The organism is Thalassospira sp. (assembly GCF_048059015.1).
Taxonomy (GTDB): domain Bacteria; phylum Pseudomonadota; class Alphaproteobacteria; order Rhodospirillales; family Thalassospiraceae; genus Thalassospira.
Window position 1 is genome coordinate 33,291 of the sequence record NZ_JBLLNT010000016.1, and the last position, 14,590, is coordinate 47,880.

At 53.4% G+C, this 14,590-nt stretch carries 15 protein-coding genes; 4 read left to right on the forward strand and 11 right to left on the reverse strand.

Annotation, left to right across the window (positions count from 1 at the left end):
• Positions 1–43: 43 nt before the first annotated feature.
• The 8 genes from phnN to phnG are packed head-to-tail and all read right to left on the reverse strand — an operon-like array spanning position 44 to position 6,484.
• Positions 44–658 carry a phosphonate metabolism protein/1,5-bisphosphokinase (PRPP-forming) PhnN gene (phnN, locus tag ACMZ66_RS18805; protein WP_416939556.1) on the reverse strand — a complete coding sequence of 205 codons (615 nt, stop codon included), beginning with the start codon at positions 656–658 and terminating at the stop codon, positions 44–46.
• Positions 655–1,797: an alpha-D-ribose 1-methylphosphonate 5-triphosphate diphosphatase gene (locus ACMZ66_RS18810; RefSeq protein ID WP_416939557.1), complete on the reverse strand. Its 1,143-nt coding sequence runs from the start codon at positions 1,795–1,797 to the stop codon at positions 655–657. Before ACMZ66_RS18810 ends, phnN begins: the two co-directional genes overlap by 4 nt.
• Entirely contained in the window at positions 1,790–2,494 is a 705-nt protein-coding gene (phnL, locus tag ACMZ66_RS18815; RefSeq protein WP_416939558.1) for a phosphonate C-P lyase system protein PhnL, read from the reverse strand. The genes ACMZ66_RS18810 and phnL overlap by 8 nt, the downstream gene beginning before the upstream one ends.
• A 14-nt stretch (positions 2,495–2,508) precedes the next feature.
• Positions 2,509–3,291 (reverse strand): phosphonate C-P lyase system protein PhnK, encoded by a 783-nt coding sequence (gene phnK, locus ACMZ66_RS18820; protein WP_416939560.1) that lies wholly within the window; start codon positions 3,289–3,291, stop codon positions 2,509–2,511.
• Positions 3,291–4,229 carry an alpha-D-ribose 1-methylphosphonate 5-phosphate C-P-lyase PhnJ gene (locus ACMZ66_RS18825; protein ID WP_416939562.1) on the reverse strand — a complete coding sequence of 313 codons (939 nt, stop codon included), beginning with the start codon at positions 4,227–4,229 and terminating at the stop codon, positions 3,291–3,293. Before ACMZ66_RS18825 ends, phnK begins: the two co-directional genes overlap by 1 nt.
• A gap of 4 nt (positions 4,230–4,233) precedes the next feature.
• On the reverse strand, positions 4,234–5,367 hold the full coding sequence (locus ACMZ66_RS18830; protein WP_416939563.1) for a carbon-phosphorus lyase complex subunit PhnI: 1,134 nt from the start codon (positions 5,365–5,367) through the stop codon (positions 4,234–4,236).
• A gap of 2 nt (positions 5,368–5,369) precedes the next feature.
• Positions 5,370–5,978, reverse strand: coding sequence for a phosphonate C-P lyase system protein PhnH (gene phnH, locus ACMZ66_RS18835; RefSeq protein WP_416939564.1), 609 nt, complete (start codon positions 5,976–5,978; stop codon positions 5,370–5,372).
• On the reverse strand, positions 5,975–6,484 hold the full coding sequence (gene phnG / locus ACMZ66_RS18840; protein WP_416939565.1) for a phosphonate C-P lyase system protein PhnG: 510 nt from the start codon (positions 6,482–6,484) through the stop codon (positions 5,975–5,977). Before phnG ends, phnH begins: the two co-directional genes overlap by 4 nt.
• A gap of 131 nt (positions 6,485–6,615) precedes the next feature.
• Here phnG and phnF point away from each other — a divergent pair, with 131 nt between their 5' ends.
• The gene (gene phnF, locus ACMZ66_RS18845) at positions 6,616–7,329 is read left to right on the forward strand and encodes a phosphonate metabolism transcriptional regulator PhnF (RefSeq protein WP_416939567.1); all 714 of its coding nucleotides are present in this window, start codon (positions 6,616–6,618) and stop codon (positions 7,327–7,329) included.
• A gap of 4 nt (positions 7,330–7,333) precedes the next feature.
• Here the strand turns inward: phnF and ACMZ66_RS18850 are convergent, their stop codons facing one another.
• The 3 genes from ACMZ66_RS18850 to ACMZ66_RS18860 form a co-directional block, all read right to left on the reverse strand.
• Complete coding sequence (locus ACMZ66_RS18850; RefSeq protein ID WP_416939569.1) at positions 7,334–9,589, reverse strand: tetratricopeptide repeat protein; 2,256 nt, start codon at positions 9,587–9,589, stop codon at positions 7,334–7,336.
• A 64-nt stretch (positions 9,590–9,653) separates the two neighbouring features.
• Positions 9,654–10,289: a trimeric intracellular cation channel family protein gene (locus ACMZ66_RS18855; RefSeq protein WP_416939570.1), complete on the reverse strand. Its 636-nt coding sequence runs from the start codon at positions 10,287–10,289 to the stop codon at positions 9,654–9,656.
• Positions 10,290–10,298: 9 nt separating this feature from the next.
• On the reverse strand, positions 10,299–11,252 hold the full coding sequence (locus ACMZ66_RS18860; RefSeq protein ID WP_416939572.1) for a LysR family transcriptional regulator: 954 nt from the start codon (positions 11,250–11,252) through the stop codon (positions 10,299–10,301).
• 104 nt (positions 11,253–11,356) lie between these two features.
• On the opposite strand from ACMZ66_RS18860, the gene pcaH reads away from it, so the two are divergent.
• The 3 genes from pcaH (at position 11,357) to ACMZ66_RS18875 (ending at position 14,577) form a co-directional block, all read left to right on the forward strand.
• Entirely contained in the window at positions 11,357–12,070 is a 714-nt protein-coding gene (gene pcaH, locus ACMZ66_RS18865) for a protocatechuate 3,4-dioxygenase subunit beta (RefSeq protein WP_416939574.1), read from the forward strand.
• Between the two features lie 3 nt (positions 12,071–12,073).
• Positions 12,074–12,715, forward strand: coding sequence for a protocatechuate 3,4-dioxygenase subunit alpha (pcaG, locus tag ACMZ66_RS18870; protein WP_416939576.1), 642 nt, complete (start codon positions 12,074–12,076; stop codon positions 12,713–12,715).
• Between the two features lie 191 nt (positions 12,716–12,906).
• Positions 12,907–14,577, forward strand: a complete 1,671-nt coding sequence (locus ACMZ66_RS18875; protein WP_416939578.1) for a diguanylate cyclase domain-containing protein — start codon at positions 12,907–12,909, stop codon at positions 14,575–14,577.
• Positions 14,578–14,590: the final 13 nt, after the last annotated feature.

A 14,590-nucleotide genomic window follows, 5' to 3' on the forward strand; every position in this document is an offset into this window, starting at 1 on the left:
GCAGCAAAAAACTGCAGCATTTTTTTGATGTGGGCGGCTTTGATTACTTTGCTTGCGCCAAGTTGCCTGCGGGTTGTGGCATCTCGATCGCGTGGATGAAACGCGCAATGCCGGTCTCAAGATCGGCGTCATTATCAACATGAACGATATTCTCGCCATCTACCTGATAGGCGGACGCACGCGCCAGACGACGTTCGATATCAAGCGCATCTTCACGCCCACGTGCTTCAAGCCGTTTGCGCAAAACATCAATATTGGCCCGGATGCTCAGCACCCGGACATGATCTACACCAATCAGTTCACGGGCATCTTCAATCACGCTGCGCGATACATTGACGATGACGGTCTTTCCCGCCGCCACATCGTCCTGCACATGGCGCGGGATGCCATAGCACAGATCATGTGCCCGCCAGCTCAACAGGAAAGCACCCTGATGCGCCATCTGCGGGAAATCTTCGGGCCTTACCGGAATATGGACCTCGCCGACCGATCCGGCCGGACGGGTGATGCAACGACGTGGAAAGCAGATATGGTTTACACCCTTTAGCCGTTCACGGGCTGCATCAAGAAGCGTGTCCTTGCCAACACCACTGGGGCCGACGACAAGGACCAAAAGTCCAGATTTGGGGGCGCCATCATCTGCATGGCGCCCGGTCATGATACGCGAACACCTTCACGCCAGACACCACACACAATCGGGTGATGCGGCGAGTGATGTACACGGATCAGATCGCCGCGTTTACCAGTTGCGATCTCGCCACGGTCATTAAGTCCGACCTGCGTTGCCGGATTAAGCGTCACAGTGCGAATGGCGCGTGGCAGATCATAACCATCGAAATCATCAAACAGCTTCATCGCGCCATGCAGCAAACTGTGCGGCACATAGTCGCTTGAAATAATGTCGAGATAGCCTTTTTGCGCCAAGTCACCGGCGGCCACATTCCCGCTATGTGATCCGCCGCGCACAAGGTTCGGGCCGCCCATCATCACGCCAAGACCTGCTTCATGCGATGCCTTGGCCGCCTCCAGCGTGGTGGGGAACTCCGCCACAGTCATCTTGTCAGCAACGGCTTCGGCGACATGGGCCTCGGTCGCGTCATCGTGGCTTGCCAGCGCAAGGCCCTTGGCATTAGCAAGGTCCACCACATGGCGGCGGTGCTTTGCCGAATAAAGCTCTGAATCACGTTTGCGCGTCGCGATGAATTTGCGCATTTCTTCGTCATTAAGGCCGTATTTGCCCTGATAGTAGGTATAGTAGGCATCAAGGCTGACGAACTGGCGCTGCCCGGGCGTGTGATCCATCACTGAGAGCATGCTGACCAGTGGCAAGTCGATCAATTGACCAAGGGCCTCGACCATGCCGGGGAAGGATGTCTCACAGCGCAGATGCAGTTTATGATCTGCGCGCAGCAACCCATTTTCCAGCGCGTGTTCGAGTGCGTTGACGGATTCAATCAGTCTGACAATGCGCTCCGACCCCTCATTGACGTCGCCAATGGATACCGCATCAAACACCGTGGTGATCCCGGCACTGGCAACCTGGTTGTCATGGGCAACAACCGCGGCGGTCGCCGGCCAGCGGGTTTTGGGCCGCGGGGTGAGGTGTTTGTCGAGATTGTCTGTATGAAGCTCAACCAGACCCGGCATCACATAATCGCCTGCCATATCCTCCGCACCCGCAAGGTTCGAAGGACGGTCTGAAACATCTGTGATCAAGCCATCCTTGATCTGAATGGCACCATCGATGACTTCATTGGCCAGGACGAGTTTGGCATTGGTAAAAATCTGTTCAGTCATTGGCCCCAACTTTAAACGAAGTCACATCAAACGAACCGGTGCAAACAGCATCGCGGGTTTCATGGTCATGGAAAATACCGGCAATCGCGGCCCCACGGCTTTTGGCTTCTTCAATCAGCGCCAGAACTGTGGCGCGATTTTGGGCGTCAAGCGATGCGGTCGGTTCATCCAGCAGCATGATCGGATAATCGGCAATAAAGCCACGCGCAATATTTACGCGCTGCTGCTCCCCACCCGAAAAGGTCAGTGGCGATAGTTGCCACAGGCGTTCCGGAATACGAAGGCGGGTCAAAAGATCACGCGCCTTATCGGTCGCAACATCGCGCGCGGTGCCAAGGGCGACAAGCGGCTCGGCCACGATATCAAGGGTCGGCACACGCGGGATCACGCGCAGGAACTGGGAAACATAACCCAGTGTACGTTTGCGGATCTCAAGGATCGAGTGCGGGCTGGCCGTCGTGATATCGAGCCAGTCGCCATCGTGGAACACCTTGATGGATCCTTGTGAGCATGTGTAATTGGCATAAAGCATGCGCATGAAGGTACTTTTCCCGGAACCGGATTCCCCGGTCAACGCAATGCATTCGCCAGATGAAAGCATGAATTCGACGCCTTCAAAAACCGGGATGGTCACGCTGCCTTGGGTGTGCAGCGTAAAGCTTTTGGCGACGTTTTGAGCATGAAGCATTTCAGACATTTTCTTCGCCCCGGTCAGTTCTGAAGAATGGAAGAAACAAGCAGCTGGGTATAGGGATGCTGCGGGTCATCAAGAACCTGATCGGTAAGACCATGTTCAATGACTTTGCCCTGTTGCATCACCATCAGCCGGTGCGAAAGAAGTCGGGCGACTGCCAGATCGTGGGTGACGATAATCACCGCAAGATTAAGGTCGTGAACCAGCCCGCGCAGCAGATCGAGCAATCTGGCCTGAACGGAGACATCAAGCCCACCCGTGGGTTCGTCCATAAAGACGAGGCGCGGGCTGGTTACAAGGTTGCGGGCAATCTGCAAGCGCTGCTGCATGCCGCCCGAAAAGGTTGATGGCAGATCATCCAGTCGCTCGGATGCGATTTCGACCTTGCCAAGCCAGCTATCGGCGTTGCTTCGGATATTGCCGTAATGACGATCACCGATCGCCATCAGTCGTTCACCAATATTGGCCCCGGCACTGACATTCATGCGCAGGCCATCGCGCGGGTTCTGATGGACAAAGGCCCAATCGGTCCGCATCAAAAGGCGGCGCTGCGCTTCGGACATCTGATAAACATCGCGTACGCCATCAATGCGGGTCTGATATTCAACAACACCTTTGGTCGGCTCTTGTTGGGCGGAAATGCTGCGCAACAAAGTCGACTTGCCAGAACCGGATTCCCCAACGATGCCAAGAACTTCGCCCGGACGAAGTTCAAAGCTGACATCCTTGCAGCCAACCCGATCGCCATACATCATGGTCAGGTTGTCAACGCGCAGAAGCGGATCATTCATCTTGGTCATTATTCTGCTGCCTTCTCGCTGCTTGGGCTTGATTTAGTGGTGCCAAACGGTTGGTCATGATGTTGCGGGCCACGGTGGCCCGCTTCCTGACGCTCCGCGCAATAGTCGGTGTCCGAGCAGACAAACATCCGGTTGCCCTGATCATCGAGGATGACTTCATCAAGGTAACTGTCGCGCGCGCCGCACATGCCGCATTCATCTTCCCAGGACTGGACTTCGAACGGATGATCTTCGAAGTCGAGGCTTTTGACCTTGGTGTAGGGCGGCAGAGCATAGATGCGTTTTTCACGACCTGCCCCAAACAGCTGAAGCGCCGCCATATCGTTCATTTTCGGATTGTCGAACTTGGGCGTCGGCGACGGATCCATCACATAGCGATCATCGACCATCACCGGATAGGCATAGGTCGTCGCAATATGGCCATGACGTGCAATGTCTTCATAAAGCTTCACATGCATAAGGCCGTATTCTTCAAGCGCATGCATTTTCCGCGTTTCGGTTTCACGCGGCTCAAGAAAACGAAGTGGCTCGGGGATTGGCACTTGATAGACAAGTACCTGATCTTCGCGCAGTTCCTTTTCCGGGATGCGGTGGCGGGTCTGAATAATCGATGCTTCGGCTGTCTTTTCTGTGGTCGCAACATTGGCGGTCTTGGCAAAGAATTGACGGATCGACACCGCATTGGTGGTGTCATCCGCACCCTGATCAATGACCTTCAATGTATCGTTCTGGCCAATGACGGCGGCGGTTACTTGCACACCACCCGTACCCCAGCCATAAGGCATTGGCATTTCGCGTCCGGCGAATGGCACCTGATAACCCGGAATGGCCACAGCTTTCAGTAGGGCGCGCCGGATCATGCGTTTGGTTTGTTCATCAAGATAGGCGAAGTTATAGGCCTGTGCCCCATCCGCCGCGCTATTTATCGTCTGTTCCATGGGATTACTCCGCGGCTTCGGGTTGGGATTTCGCCTGATCGGCGTCAAGCTTGGCAAGGCGTTCTTCGACCTCGGCCCGCATGCGGCGCACCAGTTCAAGCTCGCCCTGGAAATCGACATAGTGCGGAAGCTTGATATGCTCGACAAAGCCGGTCGACTGGACATTGTCGCTATGTTCCATCACGAACTCGCTGTCCTGTGCCGGGCCCATGATCTGTTCGCCCATTTCATTGGCGCGCATTGCACGATCGACAAGTGCCATCGAAATCGCTTTGCGCTCGTTCTGACCAAACACAAGTCCATAGCCGCGGGTAAATTGCGGAAGTTTGGTTTTCGATCCCTTGAACTTGTTGACCGTCTCGCACTCGGTCAGTTCGATATCGCCGATATCAATGGCAAAGCCGAGTTCTTCTGGCTCAATCTCGACCGAAACGGTGCCATAGCGGATCTCGCCAACAAAGGCGTGGCTGTTGGCGTATCCGCGCTGGGTCGAATAGCCCAGTGCCAGAACAAACCCCTCATCGCCGCGTGACAAGTTCTGCAGGCGCAGATCACGACCGGCCGGGAACTTGACCGGTTCACGCGTCAAATCAGCGACCGGGGCGCTGTCATCAACCGGAACTGGCTCGTCCTGGATCAGACCTTCATAATTCAGAATGTCATCCAAGACACGTGGCATATTCTCATCAACGGGATGTTCACCACGCGGGGCTTCGGTTGGTTCCTCGCCATTGGCCATCAGGGTGAAGTCAAGAAGGCGATGGGTGTAATCAAAGGTCGGGCCCAAAATCTGCCCACCTGGCAAATCCTTGAACGTTGCCGAAATGCGGCGCCACACATCCATGTCAGCGGTCTTGATCGGCTTGGAAAAGGCAAAGCGGGGCAGGGTGGTGCGATAGGCACGCATCAAAAAGATTGCCTCGATCAAATCACCACGGCCCTGCTTGATCGCAAGGGCAGCAAGGTCGCGGTCATACAGCGATCCTTCGGCCATGACGCGGGTCACCGACAGTGACAATTGCTGTTCAATTTGATCGGTTTCGATTTCGGCAATGTTGCGATCACCACGGCGCTGTTCGGCCAGAAGCTTGTGGGCGTTGTTGATGGCGCGTTCGCCACCTTTAACGGCTACATACATGATTAATTGACCTCAATCCGGGTGGTGCGCGACAGGGCGGCGATCTTGGTGGGGCTTGCAAAAATCACATCCACGCCGCACGGAAACAGGTGATGGTTTTCTGCTCGCCATGCATGGAAGCTTTGCGGAAGGCCACTAACGGAAAGGCTGTGCGTGTCCTTGATGCCCGGTCCCTTCAGGGTCATCGATGGGCTATCTGTAATTTCATCAACCATCAGGATCAGGGTTGCGGACTGATCTGGATACTCCGCATTGCCGACCGGAAGATCGGTGATGAAGGACAGGTCATCAGAGCCCTTGGCAACGGCGAAGTCAGCCTGTTTGACGTCATCCGTGATCGGGCAGCCGCAATGGAATTTCAAATGATCACTTGCGGCTTTGGTGGCGCAGGATGACGACAACCAGATGGTCGTGTCCATGTCGGCCATGGCAAGAAGGGTCGCCGTCGTCGTCGCATTCAGCCCCTCAGGGGATTCAATCGCAAGCGGCAGGTTATAAATCCGACCGGGGCGCGACATGGCATCCAGAAGGACGCGAAACACGGCATTTGAATCAAATGCGGCATGCTCAAAACCGGGTAGCAATTCACTTGTCTGGGTGTGCAAACTCATTCGTCTTCTCCGCGGACAAGGGTGAAGAAATCAACTTTGGTGGCAGCGACCTTGCGCGCGTGATCACGCTTGGCATTGGCTTGGAGTTCGGCAAGATCATCAATGAAAACAGCGGCCGCACCGTCGCGCAGCATCACCGCATCAAACAGGGCCGCATATTGCGCCTGCAGGCGGTCCCGCCCTTTGACATATGAATGGCCAACCGTTCCGTCCGACAGCGTGACGGCACAGCGCGTCACGGTCATTTCGCCCAGATTGAAGCGCTGCCCTGCTCCGCCGGCACGTCCGCGAACCATGACCATGCCGATCTGTGGTTCGCGCAGATGGGTCCAACTCACATCTGCATGGTTTTTCGACCACTCGGTTTCGAGGGTGGTGCGCGGTGTGCGCGCCAGAACTGACATCCAGCGTTGGCGTGCTGCCGTTGTTGCGTCGACGCTGGTTGTGTTCTGAGTTTGATCCGGTGCGTGCTCTGACCTTTTGGTCGTGGCGGTTGGCGCCGTCATCTCTTTGATCCTTTTGCCTTATGTCGACAAATTCAAAATTTGTCTAGACGTCTATACCTATCTACGTTATAAGACGATCCATCGACCTTGGCAAAGGTCTTGGGGTGAAAGTTTTGTGAACGGGGAAAGTAATGGATTGGGAGCCGGGGCTATCTATCTGGAAGCAAATCGAAAAGCAGCTTCTCAGTGACATTTCCGATGGTGTGTTTGCGCCAGGCGACAAGATGCCGACCGAGATGGAACTGGTTCGCAGATTCGGTGTTAACCGCCACACCGTGCGCCGCGCGATGGCGGCCCTTGTCGATTCCAATGTTGTCCGGGTGGAGCAGGGGCGCGGGGCGTTTGTGCAGGAACAGATACTTGATTACCCATTGGGCTCAAAAACCCGGTTCTCCCAGATCGTATCGGGCCGTCATCGCCTGCCCGACAAACGACTGATCTCGTCCGAGGTGCTCAAGGCCACAGTCACCGTCGCCCAGTTCCTTGAGGTCAAACCGGGCACACGCGTGATTGAACTGTTCTCGGTATCCGAGGCTGACGGCGTCCCGCTTGCCGTCGCGACCAGCTACCTTCCCGCAGCACGCTTTGACGGCATTGTCGAATTTTTCACCCAGACCAAATCCCTGACTGAAGCTTTTAAGCGTTTTGGCATCGATGATTACAGCCGCAAAACCACCCGAATATCGGCAACCCTGCCATCGTCGCGCGTGGCAAGTTTGCTAAAGCAGGCCAAAAACCGCCCAGTGATCTCGACCGAAAGCGTGGATGTCGATTCCGCAGGTGTGCCGATTGAGTACGGCGTCACGGCCTTCTCAAGCGACCGGGTGCAGTTGATTGTCGAGTGATTGATTAAGTTGCATCTTTGGGCTTACGGCACCAGAACTGGTACATCCCCCGGAATGTATCGGGATGTTGTTCCTCATAAGCATGCCAATGCGACAGTCTTTGGGTTTGAGGTAGATGTTTAATTGAGTTTCGGAACGTTTTGAGGTTGCCGACGAATGGCATCTCAAAATCAAGGAACTCAAGGTTCAGCTCTTCAAGGTGCTCGCGCACCATGTGCAAGTCCAAACGATGTTCTTGAACATGGAAAACAAGGTCTCGAAAGGCGCTCAAGCTAAAGAAATCGCTGCGTCGGGTTAATTGCAAGAGTTCGCGATTTCCGTTAGCAGCCTCTTGGATGACAAATTGTCGGCATCGACGCATGCCATCTGATGTTGCGGGAAATTTTTGCGCAGCTACGATCTCGCGCCCGGCAATCACATCCTTTCGCGCACGTTCGCTATAGAGCCCGATTTTCATTACACCGCCTGGGCGGAGCAATTTTGTCAGAACCTTCCATCCTGCGAGTGGGTCCTCAAGATGGTGCAGTACTCCAACACATTCAATCATGTCGAAGCTGCACCCCAAGTTCGCAAGTTCAAGTATGTCAGCGCGGGCAAACTCAACGTTTGTGATTCCAAGTTTCTGCGCCTGACGTTTGCCGTATGCGAGGCTGCTGACACTGAGATCAACTGCCGTGACCCTTGCATTTTCAAATCTTGTCGCTGGTTGAAGCGCATGTTGTCCAGTACCGCAACCAGCAACCAAAATCTCAGGCATTTCAGGATTGTCGTAGGCGCCATGCGCTGAGGTTATCAGGATCGGTTGCAGGCATTCCGATATCGTCTTCGGTGATGAATGAAGTTCGGTTCGAAGCCAGCGGGGATAAGGGTTTTCTTCATACTGAGAACGGACCGACTCTGAAACGGCGTTTGCATTTCCGGTCAGGTCCGGAATATCGGCCTTCAGTTCCTGCTCGACACGAGGTTCTTCAACCTGACGCGTGAGCAATTCGTCAAGCTCTGAAGTAAACTCGGTTGGTGCAAGCATCTCATGCTTAAACGCCTTGTAAAGAGGCTCATAGCAACCGACCAGAGCAAGTTTCTTGGCACTGGGCAGAGCACTAGCAGTAAGCTGCGTATCAATCTCTTTTTTGATGGCTGCAAGTGCGGTTACTTCGTCATCGGTTACGGCGTAACTATATTCATTATTGAAGCACTGAAGTGCGAGTGCGGTGACGAAATCTTCACTGGCACTTTCACATATTGCCGCGTTCAGTAATATGTGCTTCCGAAGTGCCGTCAGGGTTTTCTCAACAAAGAGATTTGTGATCGGAAATTCCGACATCAACTTAAGCATCAAAGGGATGCTAGACAGTTTCTGTATATCTGCCTTTATCTCTTCTTCTGCAGGCTGTGATGCGTTTGTGCGTTGTACATACCGCGCGATTATTTCGCGAAATTCCGGCCGATGATAAAGTGCGCCACAAATTGGCATCATTAGATCATGCGATGGAATTTTGCCTGTATCCATGATCGCAATCAACTGGTCATCGATGTCGGATTGAACGTTTGGGCATATCGCCGCGATGCATGCGCAAAATGCTGCCCAGTGGCGGTTGTCGCCAGCGTCGATCGCGATTGCAATGCTGTTGAACTCCATTGCTTCGCGGAACTGGTTTTGCATCTGAAATGCAACCCCGGTATCGGTTTGCAGATTTGCGTCCCGGGCATTGATAGAGAGCGCTTTTTCAAAAATTACCAAAGCCTTGTCGGGTTTCTCAAGGTGAAGAAACGCGTTTCCTGTTGCCTTGAGAATTTCGAAATGACTTGGGTTGTGTTCTAAGGCGGCCTGGAAAAAGCCGATGGCAACGTCAAACTCCTGTCTCGCCATGCAAATCAAACCTAAGTTTCGATAGGCCTCTACATGGTTCGGTTTAAGTGCGATCGCATTTTTCAGACAGACTTCCGCGTCGTCAAAGCGTCTCAGGTTGCAAAATGTCGCACCCAAGGTGTTTAGCGCGATGGCGTTGTTGGGAGACAGTTCAAGCGACTTTTTTAGTGTATCAACTGCAAAGGTCCACTCTTGGTCTTTGTAGTGACAAAGACCAAGAAGGTGGAACGCTTCTGCATTGTCGGGTTTTAACTCGATGATTTTTTGATATTGGGCTTTGGCTATCGCCGTTTGCCCGGAATTAAGCGCAGAGTTCGCTGATGCGAAAAGCCCCCTTGTCAGTTCATCACCAGATGTACCGCCAGAGGAGGGTGGTTTGCTATCAGCCATTGATTGTACCTAACTTCCATTATTTAGCGCGTTTATACGACACGGGCCCGCGAGCTAGCCGTGTTCAATACTCTCGACCCGGACGGGCTTTGTAAACCGGGAAGCGCAGTTTGAAGCGGATGGCACTGGCGCGCATCGCGAAGGCTGCAAGGAATGCGATGATGGCGACCGGGCCGCGCGGGAGCTCAAACACTGCCGTGCCGATGACATAGATGCTAGCACCCAGAAGCGCGCAGGTAATATAGATTTCCGGGCGCAGGATTAGCGGGATTTCGTTACAAACCACATCGCGCACCATGCCACCAAATGTTGCGGTGATTGTACCAAGGATGATCGCAACAAGCGGTGATACGCCAAGGTTAAGACCAATTGCTGCACCGGTCACGCCGAACATTGCCAATCCCAATGCATCAAGCCAGATCAGCGCGACATAGCGTCGCTCAACCAGATGTGCGGTGAAATAGGTAAAGATGGCCGCTGCAATACAGGTAATGATCCAGGCCGGGTCCTTGATCCAGAAGACGGGTGTGGCGCCCGTAATCACGTCGCGCACTGTTCCGCCGCCGATGCCTGTAAATGTTGCAATAAGGACGAAGCCAACGACATCCATCTGGCGCCGGGATGCTTCAAGCGCCCCGGTGATAGCAAAAACAGCCACCCCTGCCAGTTCAAGCCAATAGATAATCTGGGTAATGGTCATGATATCCTGCTAGCTTGTCTGTTGCGCAAGTGGTTGTTTGGTCGGCATTCTTAACTTGGTTGCGACCACATCTTCAAGCTGATCACGCAGCCATCGATGCGATGGATCATGCTGATAACGTTGATGCCAGCACATATAGACCGGAAGATCGGTTGTCCCGTCATCAAGCGTTTTGATCGGCATATCGGCGATAGCAAAATCGCGTAAGGCATGCTTTTGCAAAAAGCTTGGTAGGGTGGCGATCATTTGGCTGCCGCGCAAAAATTCTGCGATTGCGGTAAAGTTTGGCACCCGCAAGACGATGTTGCGATCAATCCCCTGATTTTCAAGCAGATCATCGAATTCAAGCGTACGGTTATTGCCATAGCGGACCGATATATGCCGCGCAGAAAGGTATTCTTGTGCCGTAACTGGCGCATCGCGCATCTCGGGATCATAAAACGTCACATAATGATCGGTCAGAAGCCGTTTCTGAACGATATCGACCCCTTCGGGTGGACGTGGCGAGATTAAAAGATCACAGCGATTTTCACGCAGCAAGGCCGGCCCCGGTAAAAGCGACGGCACCACGGCCATGCGGATATCCGAAAGTTTGCTTTCAAGATTGGCAAAAAGACCGGGCAACAGTAAATCGCGCTGCAGATCATTTGCCGCAATGGTCAGGGTCATCTCAGCACCCTTTGGATCAAAGTCCGCACCACTGGCAAATGCCTGCATCTGATCAAGAAGAAACCGCGCCTGTGTCGCAAGGCTTTGGGCATGGGCAGTCGCGACGATCCCGCGCCCGGATTTGGTGAAAAGCGGGTCGCGCATGATCCGGCGCAATTTGGTCAGGTTGTGACTGACCGCTGATTGCGTGACACCAAGCCTTTCGGCTGCTGCTGTGACCGATCCGTCTTCAAGGACCGCCAAGAACAGCCGCAGCGCATGGCCATCAAGTTCCAAATGATCGAATTTGCTCATGAATTAGATGATAAATGATGCATTTATTTTATGCAATTGGCTGCGCAGGATGAATGCAAGACGGACACAGAAATGTCCGGAGCATCATTTGCGGAGGAACAATCATGGAATTTTACCAGCGCGACAGAACGCTTCAGCCAGCAGGTTACACACCGATTTACAAGACTTCGGTTGCGCGATCCCCGCGCCAATCCATGCTGTCATTACAAGGATCGCTGTCTGAAACGACCGGTCCGGTATTCGGACAAAACGAGTTGGGCCCGCTTGATAACGATCTGATCCGGAACTACGCCAAAGATGGCGATCCGATCGGCGAGCGTATCATTGTCCATGGTCGTGTTCTTGATGAAAACAACCGTCCGGTGCCCCATACATTGGTGGAATTCTGGCAAGCCAATGCTGGTGGACGCTATCGCCACAAGAAAGATACCTATCTCGCACCGATTGATCCGAACTTTTGCGGCTGTGGTCGGGCGCTTACCGATGAAAACGGCTATTATTTCTTCCGCACCATCAAACCGGGCCCCTATCCGTGGCGCAACTACGTCAATAGCTGGCGTCCGGCGCATATCCATTTCTCGGTCTTTGGGTCAGGTTTTGCCCAGCGTCTGATCACACAAATGTATTTCGAAGGCGATCCGCTGATCAAGGAATGCCCGATTGTCCATGTCATCCCGGACGAAGATGCGATTAATCGCTTGATCGCGCCGATTGATCTGAATGGATCGGTGCCGCTCGATACCATCGCCTACAAGTTTGACATTGTTTTGCGCGGCCGTCGTTCGACCCTGTTTGAAAACCGTCTGGAAGGAAATTGATCCATGGTGCAACCCCTTGATTATCTCAAAGAAACCGCATCCCAAACGGCTGGCCCCTATGTCCATATTGGTTTGATCTCCAAACAGGCGGGGTTCGATATTTTCGAAACCAACTTCACCAATATCATGGCCGATGAAACCACCCGCGGAGAGCGCATCATCATCGAAGGCCGGGTAATTGATGGGACCGGGACGCCAGTGCGCGATGCCTTGATCGAAATTTGGCAGGCCAATGCCGATGGTCGCTATCACCATGAACTTGATCGACAAAAGCGTGGTGAAATCGACGAGGACTTCCGTGGCTGGGGTCGGACCGGAACGGATTTTGATACCGCGATTTATCGTTTCGAAACCATCAAGCCTGGTGCTGTTTCCGGACGCGGTGGCACCGAAATGGCACCACATATCAATTTCTGGATTGTCGCACGCGGGATCAATATCGGGTTGAACACACGGATGTATTTTGCCGACGAGCAAGATGCAAATGCAAATGCAACTGCAACTGACCCGGTCCTGAACCTGATTGAGCAGCAAGAACGTCGCAAAACACTGATTGCAGAGCGCGATGAAAGTGGTTCGGTCCCGGTATATCGTTTTGACATTATTTTGCAGGGTGAAAACGAGACCGTGTTTTTTGATATCTGACGGTATTCACACGTGAATTTTCGATGCGGTGGCCTCTTTTCGCGGCCGCCGCATTTTTGTTAAAGTTTCCTCTTCAAAAGTATAGGAATGATCCTTATATCCACGATCATAAATGCGGTTTAAAACAACCGTAGCTGAGGGTTGCTGTTCCAAAAAAAAGACCCCAGTGATGGAGAGTGAGAGGATCTGCCTTGAACAAGTTGTTCCAGGTCGGCATTCGCGTGCAAGTAGCGTTGGCAACAGCGCTGTTGCTGGTCGGGCTGACCGTCTTGATGAGTTTTGTGATCGGTAAACGATCCGGTGCTGATCTGCAAAAACAGATCGGGATTGGTGTGTCTGACGTTGCCCTTCAAATGGCGGACGAGCTTGACCGCACCATGTGGACGCACCGTGGGGAGGTTTCGGTTCTCAGCACGCTTTCCATCTTGCGCGAACTTGAAGACACCAGTCAGATTTCCAGCATCATCAATCGCCTGCGTCGTGAAATTCCGATCTTCACCTGGATCGGTGTGCTTGATCACGAAGGTACTGTAGTTGCCTCGACCGGTGACTTGTTGCTTGGCGTGAATATCGCCCAACGCCCGGTGTTTCAGTATGGCAAAAGTGGTCAGTTCATTGGTGATGTTCATGATGCCAAACTGCTGGCCGAAAAATTCCCGCTGCATAACGGCGAACCCATTCAGTTCGTCGACATTGCTGTACCTTTGGTAAATGACAATGACGAGCTGACCGGTGTTTTGGCGACGCATCTAAGTTGGGAATGGGCCGATACGGTTCGTCGTACGCTGTTTGCCGGACAGGGCATCCATCGCAATGTCGATATCTTTGTTATTTCTGAAAACGGTACGATCCTGTTGGGCGCTGATGGCGCGCTGGTTGGATCACAGCTTGAACTTGATGCCCTGCAACAAGCACAGCGCAATCATATTGGCTGGCAAATCAGCACATGGCCCGATGGCGAAGAATATCTAACCGGTTACGCTCCGGCAGATGGCCATCTTGATTATGCCGGTTTGAACTGGTCGATCCTTGTGCGCCAACCTGTCGCAGAAGCGTTGGAGCCGGTCTATGCCATGCGCCGAGATATTCTGGCGTGGGGTATTGCCATGGCTGCGGTCTTTAGTGTCGTAGCATGGTGGGGGGCCGGTTTCTTTGTCGGGCCAATTGGCAATATGGCGCAAGCCATCGAGGCAATGAAACGTGGTGAAATTGATCGTCTGCCAAATATTGGTGGTGCACATGAAGTCCGGTTCCTTGCAAAAAGCCTGCAGGCGTTGCTCGACAAGCTGACCGAGAAAGACGCTGCATTGGGCGCGATGAAGCACATTGCCCATCATGACAAACTGACCGGATTGGGGAACCGTTTGGCACTGGATGCCTATTTCGAGCATGCGATTGCCCGAACCGATCGCAAGAAAGGTGAGCTTGCGGTTTTTGCCCTTGATCTGGACGATTTCAAGCCGATCAATGACCGGTATGGCCATGCGGCGGGTGATGATGTTCTGCGTGAAGTTGCCAAACGTCTGCGCCGGTGTGTGCGCGGTGGTGATCTGGTGGCGCGCCTTGGCGGTGACGAAATGGTTATCGTTTCCTATGTCGAACAGGATGGATCGGCGGAGGCAACCATGCTGGCGGAACGGATACTGCATGAAATCCTGATGCCGTTCATCACGGGTGGTAATCGCGTTTCCATCCATATGAGTATTGGCGTTGCACTTTATCCCAACCATAGCAAAGACCCGGTTGAGTTGATGGAAAAGGCGGACAGCGCTCTTTATGCCGCTAAGGCGCGGGGTAAAAATTGTTACGTGCTTTATTCTGATGAAGTTGCCCTGCAAGGCGGCAAATCGTCCTTGGGTTAGGATGGCGGGTTTT